Annotated in this window: 15 protein-coding genes and 1 riboswitch; of the genes, 9 read left to right on the top strand and 6 right to left on the bottom strand. The window is 61.5% G+C overall.

Annotated features, from left to right (window positions below):
* Positions 1 to 484: 484 nt before the first annotated feature.
* The gene (gene nadB, locus CD58_RS07185) at positions 485 to 2,101 is read left to right on the top strand and encodes an L-aspartate oxidase (RefSeq protein ID WP_025212363.1); all 1,617 of its coding nucleotides are present in this window, start codon (positions 485 to 487) and stop codon (positions 2,099 to 2,101) included.
* Here the strand turns inward: nadB and CD58_RS07180 are convergent.
* Positions 2,070 to 2,522, bottom strand: coding sequence for a protein YgfX (locus tag CD58_RS07180; RefSeq protein WP_025212362.1), 453 nt, complete (start codon positions 2,520 to 2,522; stop codon positions 2,070 to 2,072). The two genes, nadB and CD58_RS07180, sit on opposite strands and share 32 nt — an antisense overlap.
* Entirely contained in the window at positions 2,506 to 2,760 is a 255-nt protein-coding gene (locus tag CD58_RS07175) for a succinate dehydrogenase assembly factor 2 (protein WP_003184348.1), read from the bottom strand. The genes CD58_RS07180 and CD58_RS07175 overlap by 17 nt, the downstream gene beginning before the upstream one ends.
* Before the next feature lie 149 nt (positions 2,761 to 2,909).
* On the opposite strand from CD58_RS07175, the gene CD58_RS07170 reads away from it, so the two are divergent.
* Both CD58_RS07170 and CD58_RS07165 read left to right on the top strand, forming a co-directional pair.
* Positions 2,910 to 3,851: a YgfZ/GcvT domain-containing protein gene (locus tag CD58_RS07170; protein WP_025212361.1), complete on the top strand. Its 942-nt coding sequence runs from the start codon at positions 2,910 to 2,912 to the stop codon at positions 3,849 to 3,851.
* Between the two features lie 35 nt (positions 3,852 to 3,886).
* Complete coding sequence (locus tag CD58_RS07165) at positions 3,887 to 4,708, top strand: HDOD domain-containing protein (protein WP_025212360.1); 822 nt, start codon at positions 3,887 to 3,889, stop codon at positions 4,706 to 4,708.
* A gap of 40 nt (positions 4,709 to 4,748) precedes the next feature.
* Here CD58_RS07165 and CD58_RS07160 read toward each other — a convergent pair whose 3' ends face one another.
* Positions 4,749 to 6,140 carry a sensor histidine kinase gene (locus CD58_RS07160; RefSeq protein WP_025212359.1) on the bottom strand — a complete coding sequence of 464 codons (1,392 nt, stop codon included), beginning with the start codon at positions 6,138 to 6,140 and terminating at the stop codon, positions 4,749 to 4,751.
* Positions 6,133 to 6,804 (bottom strand): response regulator, encoded by a 672-nt coding sequence (locus CD58_RS07155; protein WP_025212358.1) that lies wholly within the window; start codon positions 6,802 to 6,804, stop codon positions 6,133 to 6,135. Before CD58_RS07155 ends, CD58_RS07160 begins: the two co-directional genes overlap by 8 nt.
* 456 nt (positions 6,805 to 7,260) lie before the next feature.
* Here CD58_RS07155 and CD58_RS07150 point away from each other — a divergent pair, with 456 nt between their 5' ends.
* The 4 genes from CD58_RS07150 to CD58_RS07135 are packed head-to-tail and all read left to right on the top strand — an operon-like array spanning position 7,261 to position 11,301.
* The gene (locus tag CD58_RS07150) at positions 7,261 to 8,238 is read left to right on the top strand and encodes a Bug family tripartite tricarboxylate transporter substrate binding protein (protein WP_025212357.1); all 978 of its coding nucleotides are present in this window, start codon (positions 7,261 to 7,263) and stop codon (positions 8,236 to 8,238) included.
* Positions 8,239 to 8,293: 55 nt separating this feature from the next.
* The gene (locus CD58_RS07145) at positions 8,294 to 8,755 is read left to right on the top strand and encodes a tripartite tricarboxylate transporter TctB family protein (protein ID WP_025212356.1); all 462 of its coding nucleotides are present in this window, start codon (positions 8,294 to 8,296) and stop codon (positions 8,753 to 8,755) included.
* 1 nt (position 8,756) lies between these two features.
* Positions 8,757 to 10,271: a tripartite tricarboxylate transporter permease gene (locus tag CD58_RS07140; protein WP_025212355.1), complete on the top strand. Its 1,515-nt coding sequence runs from the start codon at positions 8,757 to 8,759 to the stop codon at positions 10,269 to 10,271.
* A complete protein-coding gene (locus CD58_RS07135) occupies positions 10,264 to 11,301 on the top strand; it encodes an AbrB family transcriptional regulator (RefSeq protein WP_025212354.1) in 1,038 nt (345 codons plus the stop codon). Before CD58_RS07140 ends, CD58_RS07135 begins: the two co-directional genes overlap by 8 nt.
* 108 nt (positions 11,302 to 11,409) lie before the next feature.
* Here CD58_RS07135 and ung read toward each other — a convergent pair whose 3' ends face one another.
* The gene (ung, locus tag CD58_RS07130; RefSeq protein ID WP_025212353.1) at positions 11,410 to 12,102 is read right to left on the bottom strand and encodes a uracil-DNA glycosylase; all 693 of its coding nucleotides are present in this window, start codon (positions 12,100 to 12,102) and stop codon (positions 11,410 to 11,412) included.
* Positions 12,103 to 12,233: 131 nt separating this feature from the next.
* On the opposite strand from ung, the gene CD58_RS07125 reads away from it, so the two are divergent.
* Positions 12,234 to 13,346, top strand: a complete 1,113-nt coding sequence (locus tag CD58_RS07125) for an enoyl-CoA hydratase/isomerase family protein (protein WP_025212352.1) — start codon at positions 12,234 to 12,236, stop codon at positions 13,344 to 13,346.
* 182 nt (positions 13,347 to 13,528) lie between these two features.
* On the opposite strand, the gene CD58_RS29060 is transcribed toward CD58_RS07125, so the two are convergent.
* Positions 13,529 to 13,918, bottom strand: a complete 390-nt coding sequence (locus tag CD58_RS29060) for a hypothetical protein (protein WP_080712518.1) — start codon at positions 13,916 to 13,918, stop codon at positions 13,529 to 13,531.
* Positions 13,919 to 14,222: 304 nt separating this feature from the next.
* Positions 14,223 to 14,324, top strand: a riboswitch (guanidine-I (ykkC/yxkD leader).
* 60 nt (positions 14,325 to 14,384) lie between these two features.
* Here CD58_RS29060 and CD58_RS07115 point away from each other — a divergent pair.
* Complete coding sequence (locus CD58_RS07115; protein ID WP_025212350.1) at positions 14,385 to 15,452, top strand: putative urea ABC transporter substrate-binding protein; 1,068 nt, start codon at positions 14,385 to 14,387, stop codon at positions 15,450 to 15,452.

Below are 15,452 nucleotides of genomic sequence, written 5' to 3'. Positions count from 1 at the left end.
CGCAAAAGTTCTCCCCCTTCCAAGCAAGTTTCCGACGCGCTCTGATCTCGGCACGCACGAAAAACGCAGCACGAGATTCCCCGGCTGCGCGAATAATCTGTCGTCGGGTCTGTCGGCAGAGACTCCAATCGAAATCTTGCACCAACCCGACGCTGCTCCCTTTTGCAGACAACCGTCTATTGAACGTAGGCGCTTGGCAAAAGTTCCCACTATTTATAGCGTTGTGAATGGAATCTTGGGCAACCATGACGAGATAAACCGCGTACTGTCCTCGAAACGGCCGCCTTATCGCGTTTCTGGTGAAACCGTGATCCGACGAAGCGTGTCGCTTTTGTGTCACGCTGGTTTCACATTGCCATGTATGCCCGGCTATTGTGCCGATCCCCCCCTCTATATACTAGTGGGCTGCGTGGCTGCCTGACCCGTTAAAGCGGATGTCGTGCGCCAACCCCGACCCGGGTCGCTTTAAGCGGAAACCTTCCAAATGAGCCAACAGTTTCAACACGATGTTCTCGTAATCGGCAGCGGCGCCGCCGGATTGAGCCTTGCACTGACCCTGCCGGAGCACCTGCGCATTGCAGTACTGAGCAAAGGCGACCTGGCCAACGGCTCGACATTCTGGGCCCAGGGCGGCGTCGCAGCCGTGCTGGACGACACCGACACCATTGAATCCCACGTCGAAGACACTCTCAATGCCGGCGGCGGCCTGTGCAATCCGGAGGCGGTGCGCTTCACCGTCGAGCACAGCAAAGAAGCCATCCAGTGGTTGATCGATCAAGGTGTGCCGTTCACCCGCGATGAGCAATCCGGCACCGAGGACGGTGGTTTCGAGTTTCATTTGACTCGCGAGGGCGGTCACAGCCACCGGCGCATTATTCACGCCGCCGATGCCACCGGCGCGGCGATCTTCAAGACCCTGCTGGCCAAGGCTCGGCAACGGCCGAACATCGAATTGCTGGAACAGCGCGTCGCGGTCGACCTGATCACCGAAAAACGCCTGGGCCTGGAAGGCGACCGTTGCCTGGGCGCCTACGTGCTCAATCGCGGCACCGGCGAAGTCGACACCTACGGCGCACGCTTCGTGATCCTGGCCTCCGGTGGCGCGGCGAAAGTCTATCTGTACACCAGCAACCCCGACGGCGCCTGCGGTGATGGCATTGCCATGGCCTGGCGCTCGGGTTGCCGGGTGGCGAACCTGGAGTTCAACCAGTTCCACCCCACCTGCCTTTATCACCCGTTGGCCAAGAGTTTCCTGGTGACCGAGGCCCTGCGTGGTGAAGGGGCCCACCTGAAACTCCCCAACGGCGAACGCTTCATGCAGCGCTTCGATCCCCGCGCCGAACTGGCGCCACGGGACATCGTCGCCCGGGCCATCGACCATGAAATGAAGCGACTGGGCATCGACTGCGTTTACCTGGACATCAGCCACAAGCCCGAAGCGTTCATCAAAAGCCATTTCCCAACGGTGTACGAGCGCTGCCTGGAATTCTCCATCGACATCACCAAACAGCCGATCCCAGTGGTGCCAGCGGCGCATTACACCTGCGGTGGCGTGATGGTCGACCAGCAGGGCCGAACCGATGTACCGGGCCTGTATGCCATTGGCGAAACCAGCTTCACCGGCCTGCACGGCGCCAACCGCATGGCCAGCAACTCATTACTGGAATGTTTCGTCTATGCACGCTCGGCCGCGGCAGACATTCTTGAGCAGCTACCGCAAATCACCATTCCTGCCGCGCTACCATCCTGGGATGCAAGCCAGGTCACCGATTCGGATGAAGACGTGATCATTGCGCACAACTGGGACGAACTGCGGCGCTTCATGTGGGACTACGTTGGCATTGTGCGCACCAACAAACGCCTGCAAAGGGCGCAGCATCGGGTGCGCTTGCTGCTGGACGAAATCGACGAGTTCTACAGCAACTACAAAGTCAGCCGCGATCTGATCGAACTGCGCAACCTGGCCCAAGTGGCCGAACTGATGATCCGCTCGGCCATGGAACGCAAGGAAAGCCGAGGACTGCATTACACCCTCGACTACCCGAACCTGCTGCCCGAGGCGCTGGACACTATCCTGGTGCCGCCCACCTACGCCGACTGAACTTGAGCCGCACCCGCAGGCGCCGATGCTCATCCGGCGCCAGCGCGTTGCGGGGCACGCACAGCGACCGGATCCGCCGCTCCCCCGGCAGGCGAAAACGCAGCACGACGATCACCGGCAGTGCCAGGCTGTCAGGGCGCAACTGCGCCGGCCGCCAGCCATCGGCTTTGCTCCAGAGCTGCCAGCCACCGGCATCACGACGCAAACCGCAGAAGGCCCGGGGATGAGTCAGCAAGAGATGTCGCGGTATCGTCCAGGCGCCATGAGCCAGGCACAGCGCAACGCCAAGCGCCGTGAACCAGAACGGGACAGACAACAGGAACAACGAAGCCAAGGCGAACACCTGGGCCAGGAGATAGGCCGCCAGCAGTTGCCCGCAGGCCTGCCAGCGGCATTCGAAGCGACTACTTGGGTTGGACACGGTCCAGAATCATCCGAACCATGCGCTGCAACTCTGGGTCTTCGGATTCGCTGCGTTCCATGAACCAGCCAAACATGTCCTGATCCTCGCACTCGAGCAGACGAACGTAGCAAGCACGGTCCACTTCATTAAGATGGGGATAGACCTCTTTCACGAAAGGCACCAGCAACACGTCCAGCTCAAGCATGCCGCGGCGGCTGTGCCAGTAGAGGCGATTCAGTTCAACATCTTCGACCATGGAGCGCTCCTCAAATAGAGCGCAAGTATACAGGCCCCGCCGCAGCGCGACAGACCGCTTTGGTCGGGCACCATCGATCCTTTGTGAACTACCCATTTCAAGGGCGCCCCCTTATGATGTCCACCAGACTATTTACCCTGCGATGACCCATGGCTGATTCCGCTTTTTTCTGCACCCTGTCCCACGAAGGCGTTCTCGCGGTCCGCGGCGTGGATGCCAGCAAATTCCTGCAAGGTCAATTGACCTGCAACCTCAACTACTTGAGCGACAGCCAGGCCAGCCTCGGCGCCCGCTGCACCCAGAAAGGCCGGATGCAATCGAGTTTCCGCATCCTGCTCGAAGGCGATGGTGTGCTGATGGCCATGGCCACCCCATTGCTTGAACCGCAACTGGCGGACCTGAAAAAATATGCGGTGTTCTCCAAATCCAAGCTCACCGATGAAAGTGCGGCCTGGGTTCGTTTCGGCGTGGAAAACGCTGACAAGGCGCTGACCGACCTGGGCCTCGAACTGCCGGTCGACACCGACAGCGTCACTCGCCATGAATCCTTGATCGCTATCCGCGTTTCTCCCGGCCGCGCCGAGCTGTGGGCCCCCGCCGAGCAGGCAGATACACTGAAATCCAGGCTCGGGGCAGCATTGACCGAGGCGGACCTGAACCAATGGCTGCTGGGCCAGGTCCGTGCCGGGATCGGCCAGGTCATGCCGGCCACTCGCGAACTGTTCATCCCGCAGATGCTCAACCTGCAGGCCGTCGGCGGCGTGAGTTTCAAGAAAGGTTGCTACACCGGTCAGGAAATCGTCGCCCGCATGCAATACCTGGGCAAGCTCAAGCGGCGCCTGTATCGCCTGCAGCTGGACGCCAGCGAACTGCCGGAACCCGGCACCGCGCTGTTTTCCCCCACTCACGGCAGTTCCATCGGCGAAGTGGTGATTGCCGCTCGTGCCGAGCGAAACATTGAACTGCTGGCGGTGTTACAGGCCGAAGCAGCAGAAGATGGCAATCTTCACCTCGGTGCTTTGGAAGGCCCGGGCTTGCAGTTGCTGGACTTGCCTTACGAGCTGGACCGTGACCGCGAAATCCAGCGCTGATCGCAGCATTTGTCGCAACACCCTAGAGAACCGAAATGAGCGATTTGGCGGATAAGGTCCAACGGGATTTGGTACAGGCCATCGATAACGATGACCTGGTTCTGCCAACATTACCGGAAGTGGCCCTGCAGATTCGCCGGGCCGCCGAAGACCCGGAAATCAGCGTCAGCAACCTGAGCAAAGTGATCGGCCGCGACACGGCCCTCTCGGCTCGCCTGATAAAAGTGGTCAACAGCCCACTGCTGCGCGCCACCCAAGAGGTCACGGACCTGCACACGGCCATTACCCGGCTGGGGGTCAACTACAGCAGCAACCTGGCCATTGGCCTGGTCATGGAACAGATATTCCACGCCCGCTCCGAGGTGGTGGAACAAAAGATGCGCGAAGTCTGGCTCAAAAGCCTGGAGATTGCCGGCGTCAGCTATGCGTTGTGTCGTGGTTATACGCAGCTCAAGCCTGATCAGGCGGCGCTGGGCGGGCTGGTGCACCAGATTGGCGTGCTGCCGATCCTGACTTATGCACAGGACAACAACGAATTGCTGTCGGATCCGGTCAGCCTTAACCACGTCATCGAAACGATTCACCCGGTGCTGGGAGACAAATTGCTCAGCGTCTGGGAGTTTCCGGAGAGGCTGGTGAAACTGCCGGGGCTGTATCTGGATTTCACCCGGGATTCGAAGCAAATCGATTATATCGACCTGGTGCAGATCGCTGCGCTGTATTGCTACAAGGACACCGACCACCCCCTCAGCAAAATTGATGTGTTCGCGGTTCCGGCCTTCAAGAAGCTGGGCATCGACCCGGACAACAGGGCCCGGTGCGTGGATATCGAAGAAGCGCGGTCGATGTTTTATTAAGCAGGTCAGCCAACCAACTCAAGTCAGGCCTGACCTTGGCTTAATCTGAACCCGGGATAAAACTCACCCGCACCTTCAACCCACGCTCCTGCCCGTCATGCAGGGTAATCTGCGCCAAGTGGGCACGGCAGATTTCGCCCACAATCGCCAATCCCAGGCCTGAACCGGCCACTTGCTGGTTGCGTCGATAGAAGCGCTCGAACACTCGGTCCCGCTCATGCAGCGGAATGCCGGGGCCATCGTCCTCCACCTCCAGCACCGCCGGCGCCGTGACCCGCAGGATCACATTACCGCCTTGCGGCGTATGGGCCAGGGCGTTGTCCACCAGATTGCTCAAGAGCTCGTTCAACAAGGTCGGTTCACCCCGCAGCCACACTGGCTCGTCGGCTTCCAGGGCCAACGCTACGCCTCGGGCATGGGCCAGCGGGGCCATGGCCATGCCCAACTCCCGGGCCAATTGGCTGAGATCAAGCAACTGGGCACCGCCCTCGGCAATGGCCCGGGCGCCGTTTTCCACGCGCGCCAGAGACAGCAGCTGATTCGCCAGGTGGGTCAGCCGGTCGGTACCTTGGGCCGCGGTTTCCAGGGTTTCACGCCAGGTCGCCGGCTCACTGGCGCGCAGGCCCAGCTCAAGGCGCGCCTTGAGGGCGGCCAGGGGGGTGCGCAGTTCATGGGCGGCATCGGCAATGAATTGCGCCTGGCGTTCGAATTGCCCACGCAGACGCTCAGTGAAATGGTTGAGCGCGCGCACCAGTGGCCAAAGCTCATGCTGGACTTCCACCAGCGGCAATGGTCGCAGGTCGTCCGACTGGCGCTCTTCCACCGCCGTGCGCAAGCGCTCCAGCGGGCGCAGCGCGGCACTGACCGCAAACCACACCAACAACAGCGCCCCCACGGCCAGCATGCCCAGGCGCAACAAAGTGTCGGCCGCCAGGCTACGGGCCATGCTGACCCGCGCCTCTTCGGTTTCAGCCACGCGAATTTCCGCCATGCCGTTCATCTCCGGCTCGCTCACCGCCTTGAGCAGGCTGACCACCCGCACGGTCTGGCCCTGATAACGAGCGTTATAGAAGCGGGCCAGGGCCGGGTAATCGTCCGTGCGCGGCGTGCCGGGCGGAGGGCCAGGCAGGTTTTCGTAGCCGGAAATCAACTTCTGATTAATATCATTGACCTGGTAATAAATGCGCCCGGCACTGTCGTAGGCGAAGGTATCCAGGGCCACGTAAGGCACATCCGCACTGAGACTGCCGTCGCGTTGCGAAAGACCGGCGGCAATGGTCCGGGCCGAGGCCAGCAGGGTACGGTCGTAGGCGGTATCCGCGGCCTCGCGACCGTTCCAGTAGGCACTCAGACCGCTGGCGAGCATCAGCACCACCAGCAGCAATGCCAGGTTGCGCAGCAGCCGCCAACGCAGGCTGTCGGGCTTATGCATCGCGGTTTTCCAGCAGGTAGCCCAGGCCTCGGAATGTCACGATCGCCACGGCATGGCCATCGAGCTTCTTGCGCAGGCGGTGGATGTAGATTTCGATGGCGTCGGGGCTGGCCTCTTCGTCCAGGCCGAACACCTGGGCCGCCACTTGCTCCTTGCTCATCACCCGACCGGGCCGGGCAATCAACGCCTCCAGCACGGCCTGCTCACGGGACGTCAGGGTCAGCAGTTCGTCGTCGAGGGTGAAACGACGGGTGTCCAGGTCATAGACCAGCCCACCACAGCGCTGCTGGCGTTCACCGCCCAACACGCTACGACGCAGCAACGCCTTGACCCGCGCTTCAAGCTCGGTGAGTTCGAAGGGCTTGGCCAGGTAATCGTCGGCGCCGAGGTTCAGCCCATGGACCCGGTCCTTGACGTCGCTGCGAGCGGTCAGCATCAACACCGGCAGGGTCTTGCCTCGCGAGCGCAAGCGCGCCAGCACCTCGAAGCCATCCATGCGCGGCAACCCAACATCGAGGATTGCCACGGCGTACTCCTCACTGCTCAAGGCCAGGTCGGCCGCCACCCCATCGTGCAGCACATCCACGGTCAAACCGGTGCTCTTGAGCGCCTGGGCAACACTTTCGGCGAGCTGCAGATGGTCTTCGACGAGCAGAACACGCATGGATTTTTCCTCGATTCAGGGATGGTCGGCGCCATTCTTTGGCGCGGAGTTTACAGCCGAGTCCGCCGCTGTGAAGGCAAAAGAATCATGAAAGCCTACTGAAAGGTTAGCGAAAGGTTGAGCAGTTAGAGTCCAGATACGGACAGCTTCGGCTGACCGTCGCGACGTATATCGCAAACGAAAAATGCCTCGAAGCGTTTTCGCCAAATAAGAACAATAAAGCGGAGTATTCACAATGCTCTCCCTACAGCTCCAGGCCCCAATGCCTGCTCGCCCTTCCCGCTTCAAACAGACCCGCGTGGCCGATGCCGCCGCTCCTCGGTCCAGCGTCTTCCTACGCCTTCAATCCCGAAACCTTGGGCAACAACCTGTGTCCGCCATCGGCGACGACCAGGCCGGGAAACCCTCGACACCAAATTTGCACCACACACAACAACAACTCCTGTGGAGACGATAATGAACCTATCACTGCGTAAAGTAGCCCTGGCTGTCGGATGCCTGATGGTCGCTGGACAGTTGCTCGCCGAACCGAAGCGCCCGGAATGTATCGCCCCAGCTTCCCCCGGCGGCGGTTTTGACTTGACCTGCAAACTGGCACAAAGCGCGCTGGTCAATCAAAAGCTGCTGACCAAACCGATGCGCGTCACCTACATGCCGGGCGGTGTCGGTGCGGTGGCCTACAACGCAGTCGTCGCCCAGCGTCCGGCCGACGCCGGCACATTGGTGGCCTGGTCCAGCGGCTCGTTGCTGAACCTGGCCCAGGGCAAGTTCGGTCGTTTCGATGAAAGCGCCGTGCGCTGGCTGGCCGCCGTCGGCACCAGCTATGGCGCCATCGCCGTGAAAAGCGATTCGCCCTACAAGAACCTCGACGATCTGGTACAGGCCCTGAAGAAAGATCCGGGCTCGGTGGTCATCGGTTCCGGCGGCACCGTCGGCAGCCAGGACTGGATGCAGACCGCCCTCATCGCCAAGGCCGCCGGCATCAACCCGCGCGACCTGCGTTACGTAGCCCTCGAAGGCGGCGGCGAGATCGCCACCGCGCTGCTCGGCGGCCACATCCAGGTCGGCAGTACCGACATTTCCGACTCCATGCCCCACATCCAGAGCGGCGACATGCGCCTGCTGGCCGTGTTTGCCGAGAAGCGCATCGACGAGCCGGAGATGAAAGACATTCCAACCGCCAAAGAGCAAGGCTACGACATCGTCTGGCCGGTGGTTCGTGGCTTCTACCTTGGGCCAAAAGTCAGCGACGAAGACTACGCCTGGTGGAAAGACGCGTTCGACAAGCTGCTGGCTTCCGAAGAGTTCGCCAAGCTGCGTGACCAGCGTGAGCTGTTCCCATTTGCCATGACCGGCCCGGAACTGGACACCTACGTGAAGAAGCAAGTGGCTGATTACAAGGTGCTGGCCAAAGAGTTCGGCCTGATCCAGTAACCGTCTCTGTTCTCGCGGCGGCGCTGGCATCACCGGCGTCGCCCAGGAGTTAGTCATGCTCACTATCCAACGTATCTTTGCTGCGCTGCTGCTACTGGTCTGCGTCGGCCTCGCGCTGATGGCCTGGCCGTATCAGGCAGCCTTTTCCTACGAACCGGTCGGCCCGCGGGCCTTCCCACTGCTGATGCTGGGGCTGATGGGGTTGGCGCTTCTGTACATGCTGTTTCGTCCAACCCCCATCGTGCACAGCGACGAAGACCCGCAACTGGACCGTGAAACCCTGCAGAAGATCGGCATCTGCGTGGCACTGCTGCTGGTATTCGCCGGGACCTTCGAACCCCTGGGCTTCATTGTCGCCAGCATCCTGATCGGCGTGCCGATGGCGCGCCTGTATGGCGGGCGCTGGGTGCCGAGCGTGGTGATCATCAGCCTGATGGCCATCGGTCTTTATCTGTTGTTCGACAAGCTGATGGACGTGCCGCTGCCCCTGGGCCTGCTCGACGTCCTGGAGAATTGATATGGATACCCTGAATTATCTCGGCCAGGGTTTTGGCGTAGCACTGACACCGTACAACCTGGTCACCGCGTTGACCGGTACGCTGATCGGCACTGTGGTCGGCCTGCTGCCGGGCCTGGGCCCGATCAACGGCGTGGCGCTGCTGATCCCGATTGCGTTCGCCCTCGGCCTGCCGCCTGAATCAGCGCTGATCCTGCTGGCGGCGGTGTACCTGGGTTGTGAGTACGGCGGGCGCATCAGCTCGATCCTCCTCAACATCCCGGGAGAAGCCTCCACCGTGATGACCACCCTCGACGGCTACCCGATGGCCCGCCAGGGCTTGGCCGGGGTGGCGCTGTCGCTGTCGGCGTGGAGTTCGTTCATCGGCGCGTTCATCGCCACCTGTGGCATGGTGCTGTTCGCGCCGCTATTGGCCAAATGGGCGATTGCCTTCGGACCGGCGGAATATTTCGTCCTGATGGTGTTCGCCATTGTCTGCCTGGGCGGCATGGCCGGCGACCGACCGCTCAAGACGTTCATTGCGGCGTTGATCGGGCTGTTCCTGTCCAGTGTCGGGATCGATGCCAACAGCGGCGTCTACCGTTTCACCGGTGACAACATCCACCTGACCGACGGAATTCAGTTCGTCGTGCTGGTGCTGGGTTTGTTCTCCATCAGTGAAATCCTGTTGCTGCTGGAGAAAACCCATCGCGGCCAGGAAGCGGTAGAAGCTACCGGGCGGATGATGTTCAACTTCAAGGAAGCGGCATCGGTCTTTACTGTGAACCTGCGTTGCGGCGTGCTCGGTTTCATCATGGGCGTGTTACCCGGTGCCGGGGCGACCCTGGCCAGTGCCGTGGCCTACATGACCGAGAAGCGTATCGCCGGTGCCAGTGGCAAGTTCGGCCAGGGTGACAAGCGCGGCCTCGCCGCTCCGGAAACCGCCATTGGCGGCGCCGCCTGCGGGGCGCTGGTGCCGATGCTGACCCTCGGTGTTCCCGGCTCGGGCACCACGGCGGTGATGATCGGCGCATTGTCGCTGTACAACATCACGCCGGGTCCGCTGCTGTTCCAGCAACAGCCGGACATCGTCTGGGGCCTGATCGCCTCGTTGTTCGTTGCCAACATCATGCTGGTGATCCTCAACATCCCGATGATCCGCATCTTCACCCGCATCCTGGCCGTGCCGAACTGGGCATTGGTACCGGTCATTGCGATCATCACCGGGATCGGCGTCTACGCCGTGCATGCCACGACGTTCGACCTGTTCCTGATGATCGGCATTGGCATCTTCGGCTACATCCTGCGCAAGCTGGATTTCCCGCTGTCGCCGGTCCTGCTGGGCTTCATCCTAGGCGGCCTGATGGAGCAGAACCTGCGTCGTGCGCTGTCGATCTCCAACGGTGCGCTGGAAATCCTCTGGTCGAGCCCGATCACCTTCGGTTGCTGGATCCTGACGGCAATCATGCTGTTCATGCCATTGCTGCGGATCTGGCGTCGCCGCGCCGCACAACGTCGCGCCCTGGCCAATGTCTGAGGCGACCTTCAGACATTGGTGGGGAACACCGCTGGTCGGTCTGGCCGGCGGTTACCTGGCCAGCCTGATCGGCTGGCCGTTGCCCTGGATGGTCGGCTCGTTGCTGGCGATCATCCTGGTGCGCTGCCTGACGCCGTGGCAACTGATGGAAATCCCCGGCGGCCGTAAATGCGGCCAATGGGTGGTAGGCATCGGTATCGGCCTGCACTTCACCCCAGTGGTGATGGAACAAGTCCTGAGCCACTTCGGCTTGATCTTTTTCGGCGCGTTGATCACCAGCGTGTCCAGCGTAGTGGGTGTGTGGTTGATGCGCCGTACCGGCGAGGACCGCGCCACCGCCTTCTTCTCCAGCATGCCGGGCGGCTCCGGCGAAATGGTCAACCTCGGCGCCCGCAACGGCGCGGACCTCAGTCGCGTCGCTGCAGGCCAGAGCCTGCGGGTGCTGGTAGTGGTGCTGTGCGTGCCGGCGGCCTTCAAGTATCTGCTGGGCGAAGGCACCCCGGCACAGCACGCCACCACGGTGGACTGGCTGTGGCTGGCGATCCTGTTCCCGGCGGGCGCCCTGCTCGCCTGGATTTGGCAACGCTTGCATCAACCGAACCCGTGGTTGTTCGGGCCGTTGCTGGTGAGCGCGGCGGTGAGCGTCGGCTGGGACCTGCACATCGGCCTGCCCAATGGCGCCAGCCAGATCGGTCAGTGGCTGATCGGCAGTGGATTGGGCTGTCATTTCAATCGGCAGTTCTTCCGCCGGGCGCCATCATTCATGGGGCGCACCCTGGTCGGCACAGTGCTGACGATGCTGATCGCCACGCTCGCCGCCTTGGGCCTGAGCACCCTGACCCATCTGGATTTACGGTCGCTGACACTGGGCATGATGCCCGGCGGCATTGCCGAAATGAGCCTGACGGCGGAGACGCTGCAACTGTCGGTGCCACTGGTGACGGCGTTGCAGGTGATGCGACTGCTGTTCGTGCTGTTTCTGGCGGAGCCGTTGTTCAGGTATTGGATGCGCAAGCCGGGTTCGGTCTGATCGTCCGCGGCGCCTTCATCGCGAGCAAGCTCGCTCCCACAGGGGATTAGTGTTGCCCTGAACCTGTGGGAGCGAGCTTGCTCGCGATGGGGCCTGACTGCCGACCACTTAAACCGGCGGCAACCGCCAATCGATCGGCGTCTCGCCCTGCTGCTCGAGAAACTTGTTGGCCCGGCTGAAATGCCCGCAGCCCAGGAAGCCACGATAAGCCGACAGCGGCGACGGGTGGACCGAGGTCAGCACCAGGTGCTTGGTGGCGTCGATCAGCTTCTGCTTGCTCTGCGCATGGGCGCCCCACAGCAGGAACACCAGGTGCGGCTGATGGGCGCTGACCACTTCGATGATTCGGTCGGTGAAATGCTGCCAGCCCTTGCCCGCATGGGCGTTGGCGGTGGCGCGCTCCACGGTCATGGTGGTGTTGAGCAACAATACGCCCTGGTCGGCCCAGCTTTGCAGATAGCCGTGGTTGGGAATGTCGATGTTCAGGTCGCGCTTCAATTCCTTGTAGATATTGACCAGCGACGGCGGCGCCGGCACCCCCGGTTGCACCGAAAAACACAGGCCATGGGCCTGGCCCGGGCCGTGGTACGGATCCTGGCCGAGGATCACCACCTTGACCTTGTCCAGCGGCGTGGAATTGAGGGCATTGAAAATCAACGGTGCTGGTGGATAAATCTCCTTACCGGCGGCGTATTCCCGCCGCAGGAATTCGCGCAACTCTGCCATGTAGGGCTGGTCGAACTCGGCACGCAGTGCCTGCTTCCAGCTCGGTTCGAGTTTGATACGGTCGTCAGCAGTCATGGTTGCATCCGGTAAAAACAATGGGCGCACCCTAGGAAAGCCTACATAGCTTGTCAATTGATCTGACGCAGAACCGGCACTTTCCTACGCAGCGGTCATACTGATCATTCAATTTTCTGATCGAGGTCACGATGAATCTGCACTTCGAAGAACTCACCGGCATCGACGGTGCCCGCGTCGGCATTGCCACGCTGGATGCTGAAAAATCCCTGAACGCCCTTTCCTTGCCGATGATCAACGCCCTGCGCGATCGTCTCGATGCCTGGGCCAGAGAACCGCAAATCGTTTGTGTGTTATTGCGTGGTAATGGTGCCAAGGCCTTCTGCGCCGGCGGTGAAGTCCGCAGCCTGGTGGAAGCCTGCCGTGCCAACCCCGGTGAAGTACCGCCCTTGGCGGCGCAATTTTTCGCGGCGGAATACCGCTTGGACTTCAACCTGCACACCTACCCCAAACCCTTGCTGTGCTGGGGCCACGGCTATGTCCTGGGCGGCGGCATGGGGCTGCTGCAAGGTGCCAGCACACGTATCGTCACGCCGAGCAGTCGCCTGGCGATGCCGGAAATCAGCATCGGCCTGTACCCGGACGTTGGCGCCAGTTGGTTTTTGGCGCGCCTGCCGGGCAAGCTCGGCCTGTTTCTTGGCCTGACCGGTGCCCACATGAATGCCCGGGATGCCATCGACCTGGGCCTGGCCGACCGCTTTTTACTGGATGAACAGCAGGACGACCTGATCGAAGGCCTGTTGCAACTCAACTGGCAGGAACAGACCGACATGCAGCTCAACAGCCTGCTCAAGGCCCTGCAGCAGGAAGCGATCGGCCAGATGCCCGAAGCCCAATGGCTGCCACGTCGGCAGAAAATCGACGAGTGGCTGGATGTCAGCGATGTACGCTGCGCCTGGAAAGCCCTCAGCCTGCTGGTGGACCACTCGGACCCATTGATCGCCCGCGCAGCCAAGACCATGACCGAAGGCTCACCGCTGACCGCTCATCTGGTCTGGGAGCAGATCACCCGGGCGCGGCATTTGTCCTTGGCCGGTGTGTTTCGGATGGAATACACCCTGAGCCTCAATTGCTGCCGTCATCCGGAATTCAGCGAAGGCGTGCGGGCGCGGCTGATCGATAAGGACCACAAACCCCACTGGCATTGGCCGGACATCAATCATGTGCCCGAGGCGGCGGTCGAGGCGCATTTTCACAAGGCGTGGGAAGGTCGGCATCCGCTGGCGGATTTGTCTAACGAGTAACGAGCCAGGAAGAGCAACCTGTGGGAGCGAGCTTGCTCGCGATAGCGGTATATCGGACACATCCATGCTGGCGGACCCGACGCCATCGCGAGCAAGCTCGCTCCCACAAGGGTTATCCCATCGGGTTTATTGCAGGCACAAAAAAAGCGGCGCTTTATGCGCCGCTTTCTGTTGCCCTGGGATCAGCGATGGCTGCCCCTTCCGTCATGATCACCGCGTCCCCGATGATCACGTCCGCCTCGACCCCGTCGGTCATCATTCCAACCGCCCCGGTCACGGCCGTCCCAGCCACCCCGATTTGGATAAGACCGATACGCCGCTCGCGGTGGCGAGTAATAGCGTGGGCCTTGCTGGTAGTAGCGCGGCGGCGAGTAATAGCGTGGCGCCGGTTGGTAATACCGCGGTGCGTAATAGCCACGCGGTGCCGAATAGTAGCTCCCGCCACCGTAATAGACTGGTGCCGGTGAGGTGTAGACCTCGGAACGGTAGTAGCTCGAGTCTCCGTCGTAATAAGGCACGCATGCCGAAAGAGTCAAACCGAGAAACGCAATGAGGAGCAGTCGTCGATACATGGCGGCCTCCTGGACCGCGAATGAGCCACATCAGCGACGCTGATGGGCGGCAGTCAACGTTGTGTGACTGACAACTACTCAGACAGCAAAATCGGAATCTGGTGCGACCTGGCAACAACTAGAAACATGTCGCTCGTCGCCCTGTTCCGGTGCGCGACAGCACCACAAGCAAGCATAAATCCGCCCTCAATCCTCCTTCCCCGACACCTGCCCTCTCTGGCCCGGGCCTTTGCCGTAATTGGCACGGCTCTCGCTTTAACAAACTCCGTGCAGGAGTCATCACAGGTTCGCGGCACCACAATTTGCAATGGCTGACTAGGGTTCCGGCTCGCTTCTGGCGAGTGGCTGGTCCGAGAGTTGGCGACCTCCAGTTGAGGTTACACGGCGGGACAAAAGCCCGGGAGACAAGCCACCGTTCGCGGTGCCGCGTTGCTCCTGTCCGCCCTTGATCAACTGGAGAACCACCATGTTCAAGCTTCGTCTGTCCGCCCTGCTCCTCGCCGCTCTTTCGGCCCTCGTGAGCTTCTCATCCGCCGCCGCACAAAAAGACCACTTCAGCGTCTGCTGGACCATTTACGCCGGTTGGATGCCCTGGGAATACGCCGGCAGCCAAGGCATCGTCGACAAATGGGCGAAAAAATACGGCATCAAGATCGATGTCGTGCAGCTCAACGATTACGTCGAATCCATCAACCAGTACACCGCCGGTCAGTTCGACGGCTGCACCATGACCAACATGGACGCCCTGACCATCCCCGCCGCCGGTGGCGTGGACAGCACCGCACTGATCGTCAGCGATTTCTCCAACGGCAACGACGGCATCGTCCTCAAGGGCGAAGGCAAGAAAGTGGCCGATCTCAAGGGCATGGACGTCAACCTGGTGGAACTGTCGGTGTCCCATTACCTGCTCGCCCGCGCCCTGGATTCGGTTGGCCTTACCGAGAAAGACCTGAAAGTCGTCAACACCTCCGACGCCGATATCTCCGCCGCCTTCAACACCGACCAGGTCAAAGCCGTCACCACGTGGAACCCGATGCTCTCGGACATCAAGGCCCAGCCCGGCGTGACCGAAGTGTTCAACTCCAGCCAGGTCCCTGGCGAGATCATGGACATGATGGTGGTCAACACCCAGACCCTGCAGGACAACCCGGCCCTGGGTAAAGCGTTGACCGGCGCCTGGTTTGAAGTGGTGGCGCTGATGAACGCGAAAAACGCCGCGAGCAAGACGGCGCTGGAACACATGGCCAAGGCCTCGGGCACCGACCTGGCCGGTTTCCAGTCGCAACTGGACACCACCAAGCTGTTCGCCACGCCCAAGGAAGCCCTGGGTTTCGCCACCAGCGAGCAACTGCCCGCCACCATGGGCAAGGTGGCCGAGTTCTCGTTCCAACACGGCTTGCTGGGCGAAGGTGCCAAGGACACCAACGCGGTCGGCATGGCGTTCGCCAATGGCGTGACCCGTGGCGACAAGGCCAACCTCAAGCTGCGCTTTGACCCGACCTACGTACAGCTGGCCGCCGACGCCAAGCTGTAA

It is taken from the genome of Pseudomonas brassicacearum (assembly GCF_000585995.1).
Taxonomy (GTDB): domain Bacteria; phylum Pseudomonadota; class Gammaproteobacteria; order Pseudomonadales; family Pseudomonadaceae; genus Aquipseudomonas; species Aquipseudomonas brassicacearum_A.
This window is presented reverse-complemented; position numbering and strand designations above follow the sequence as displayed.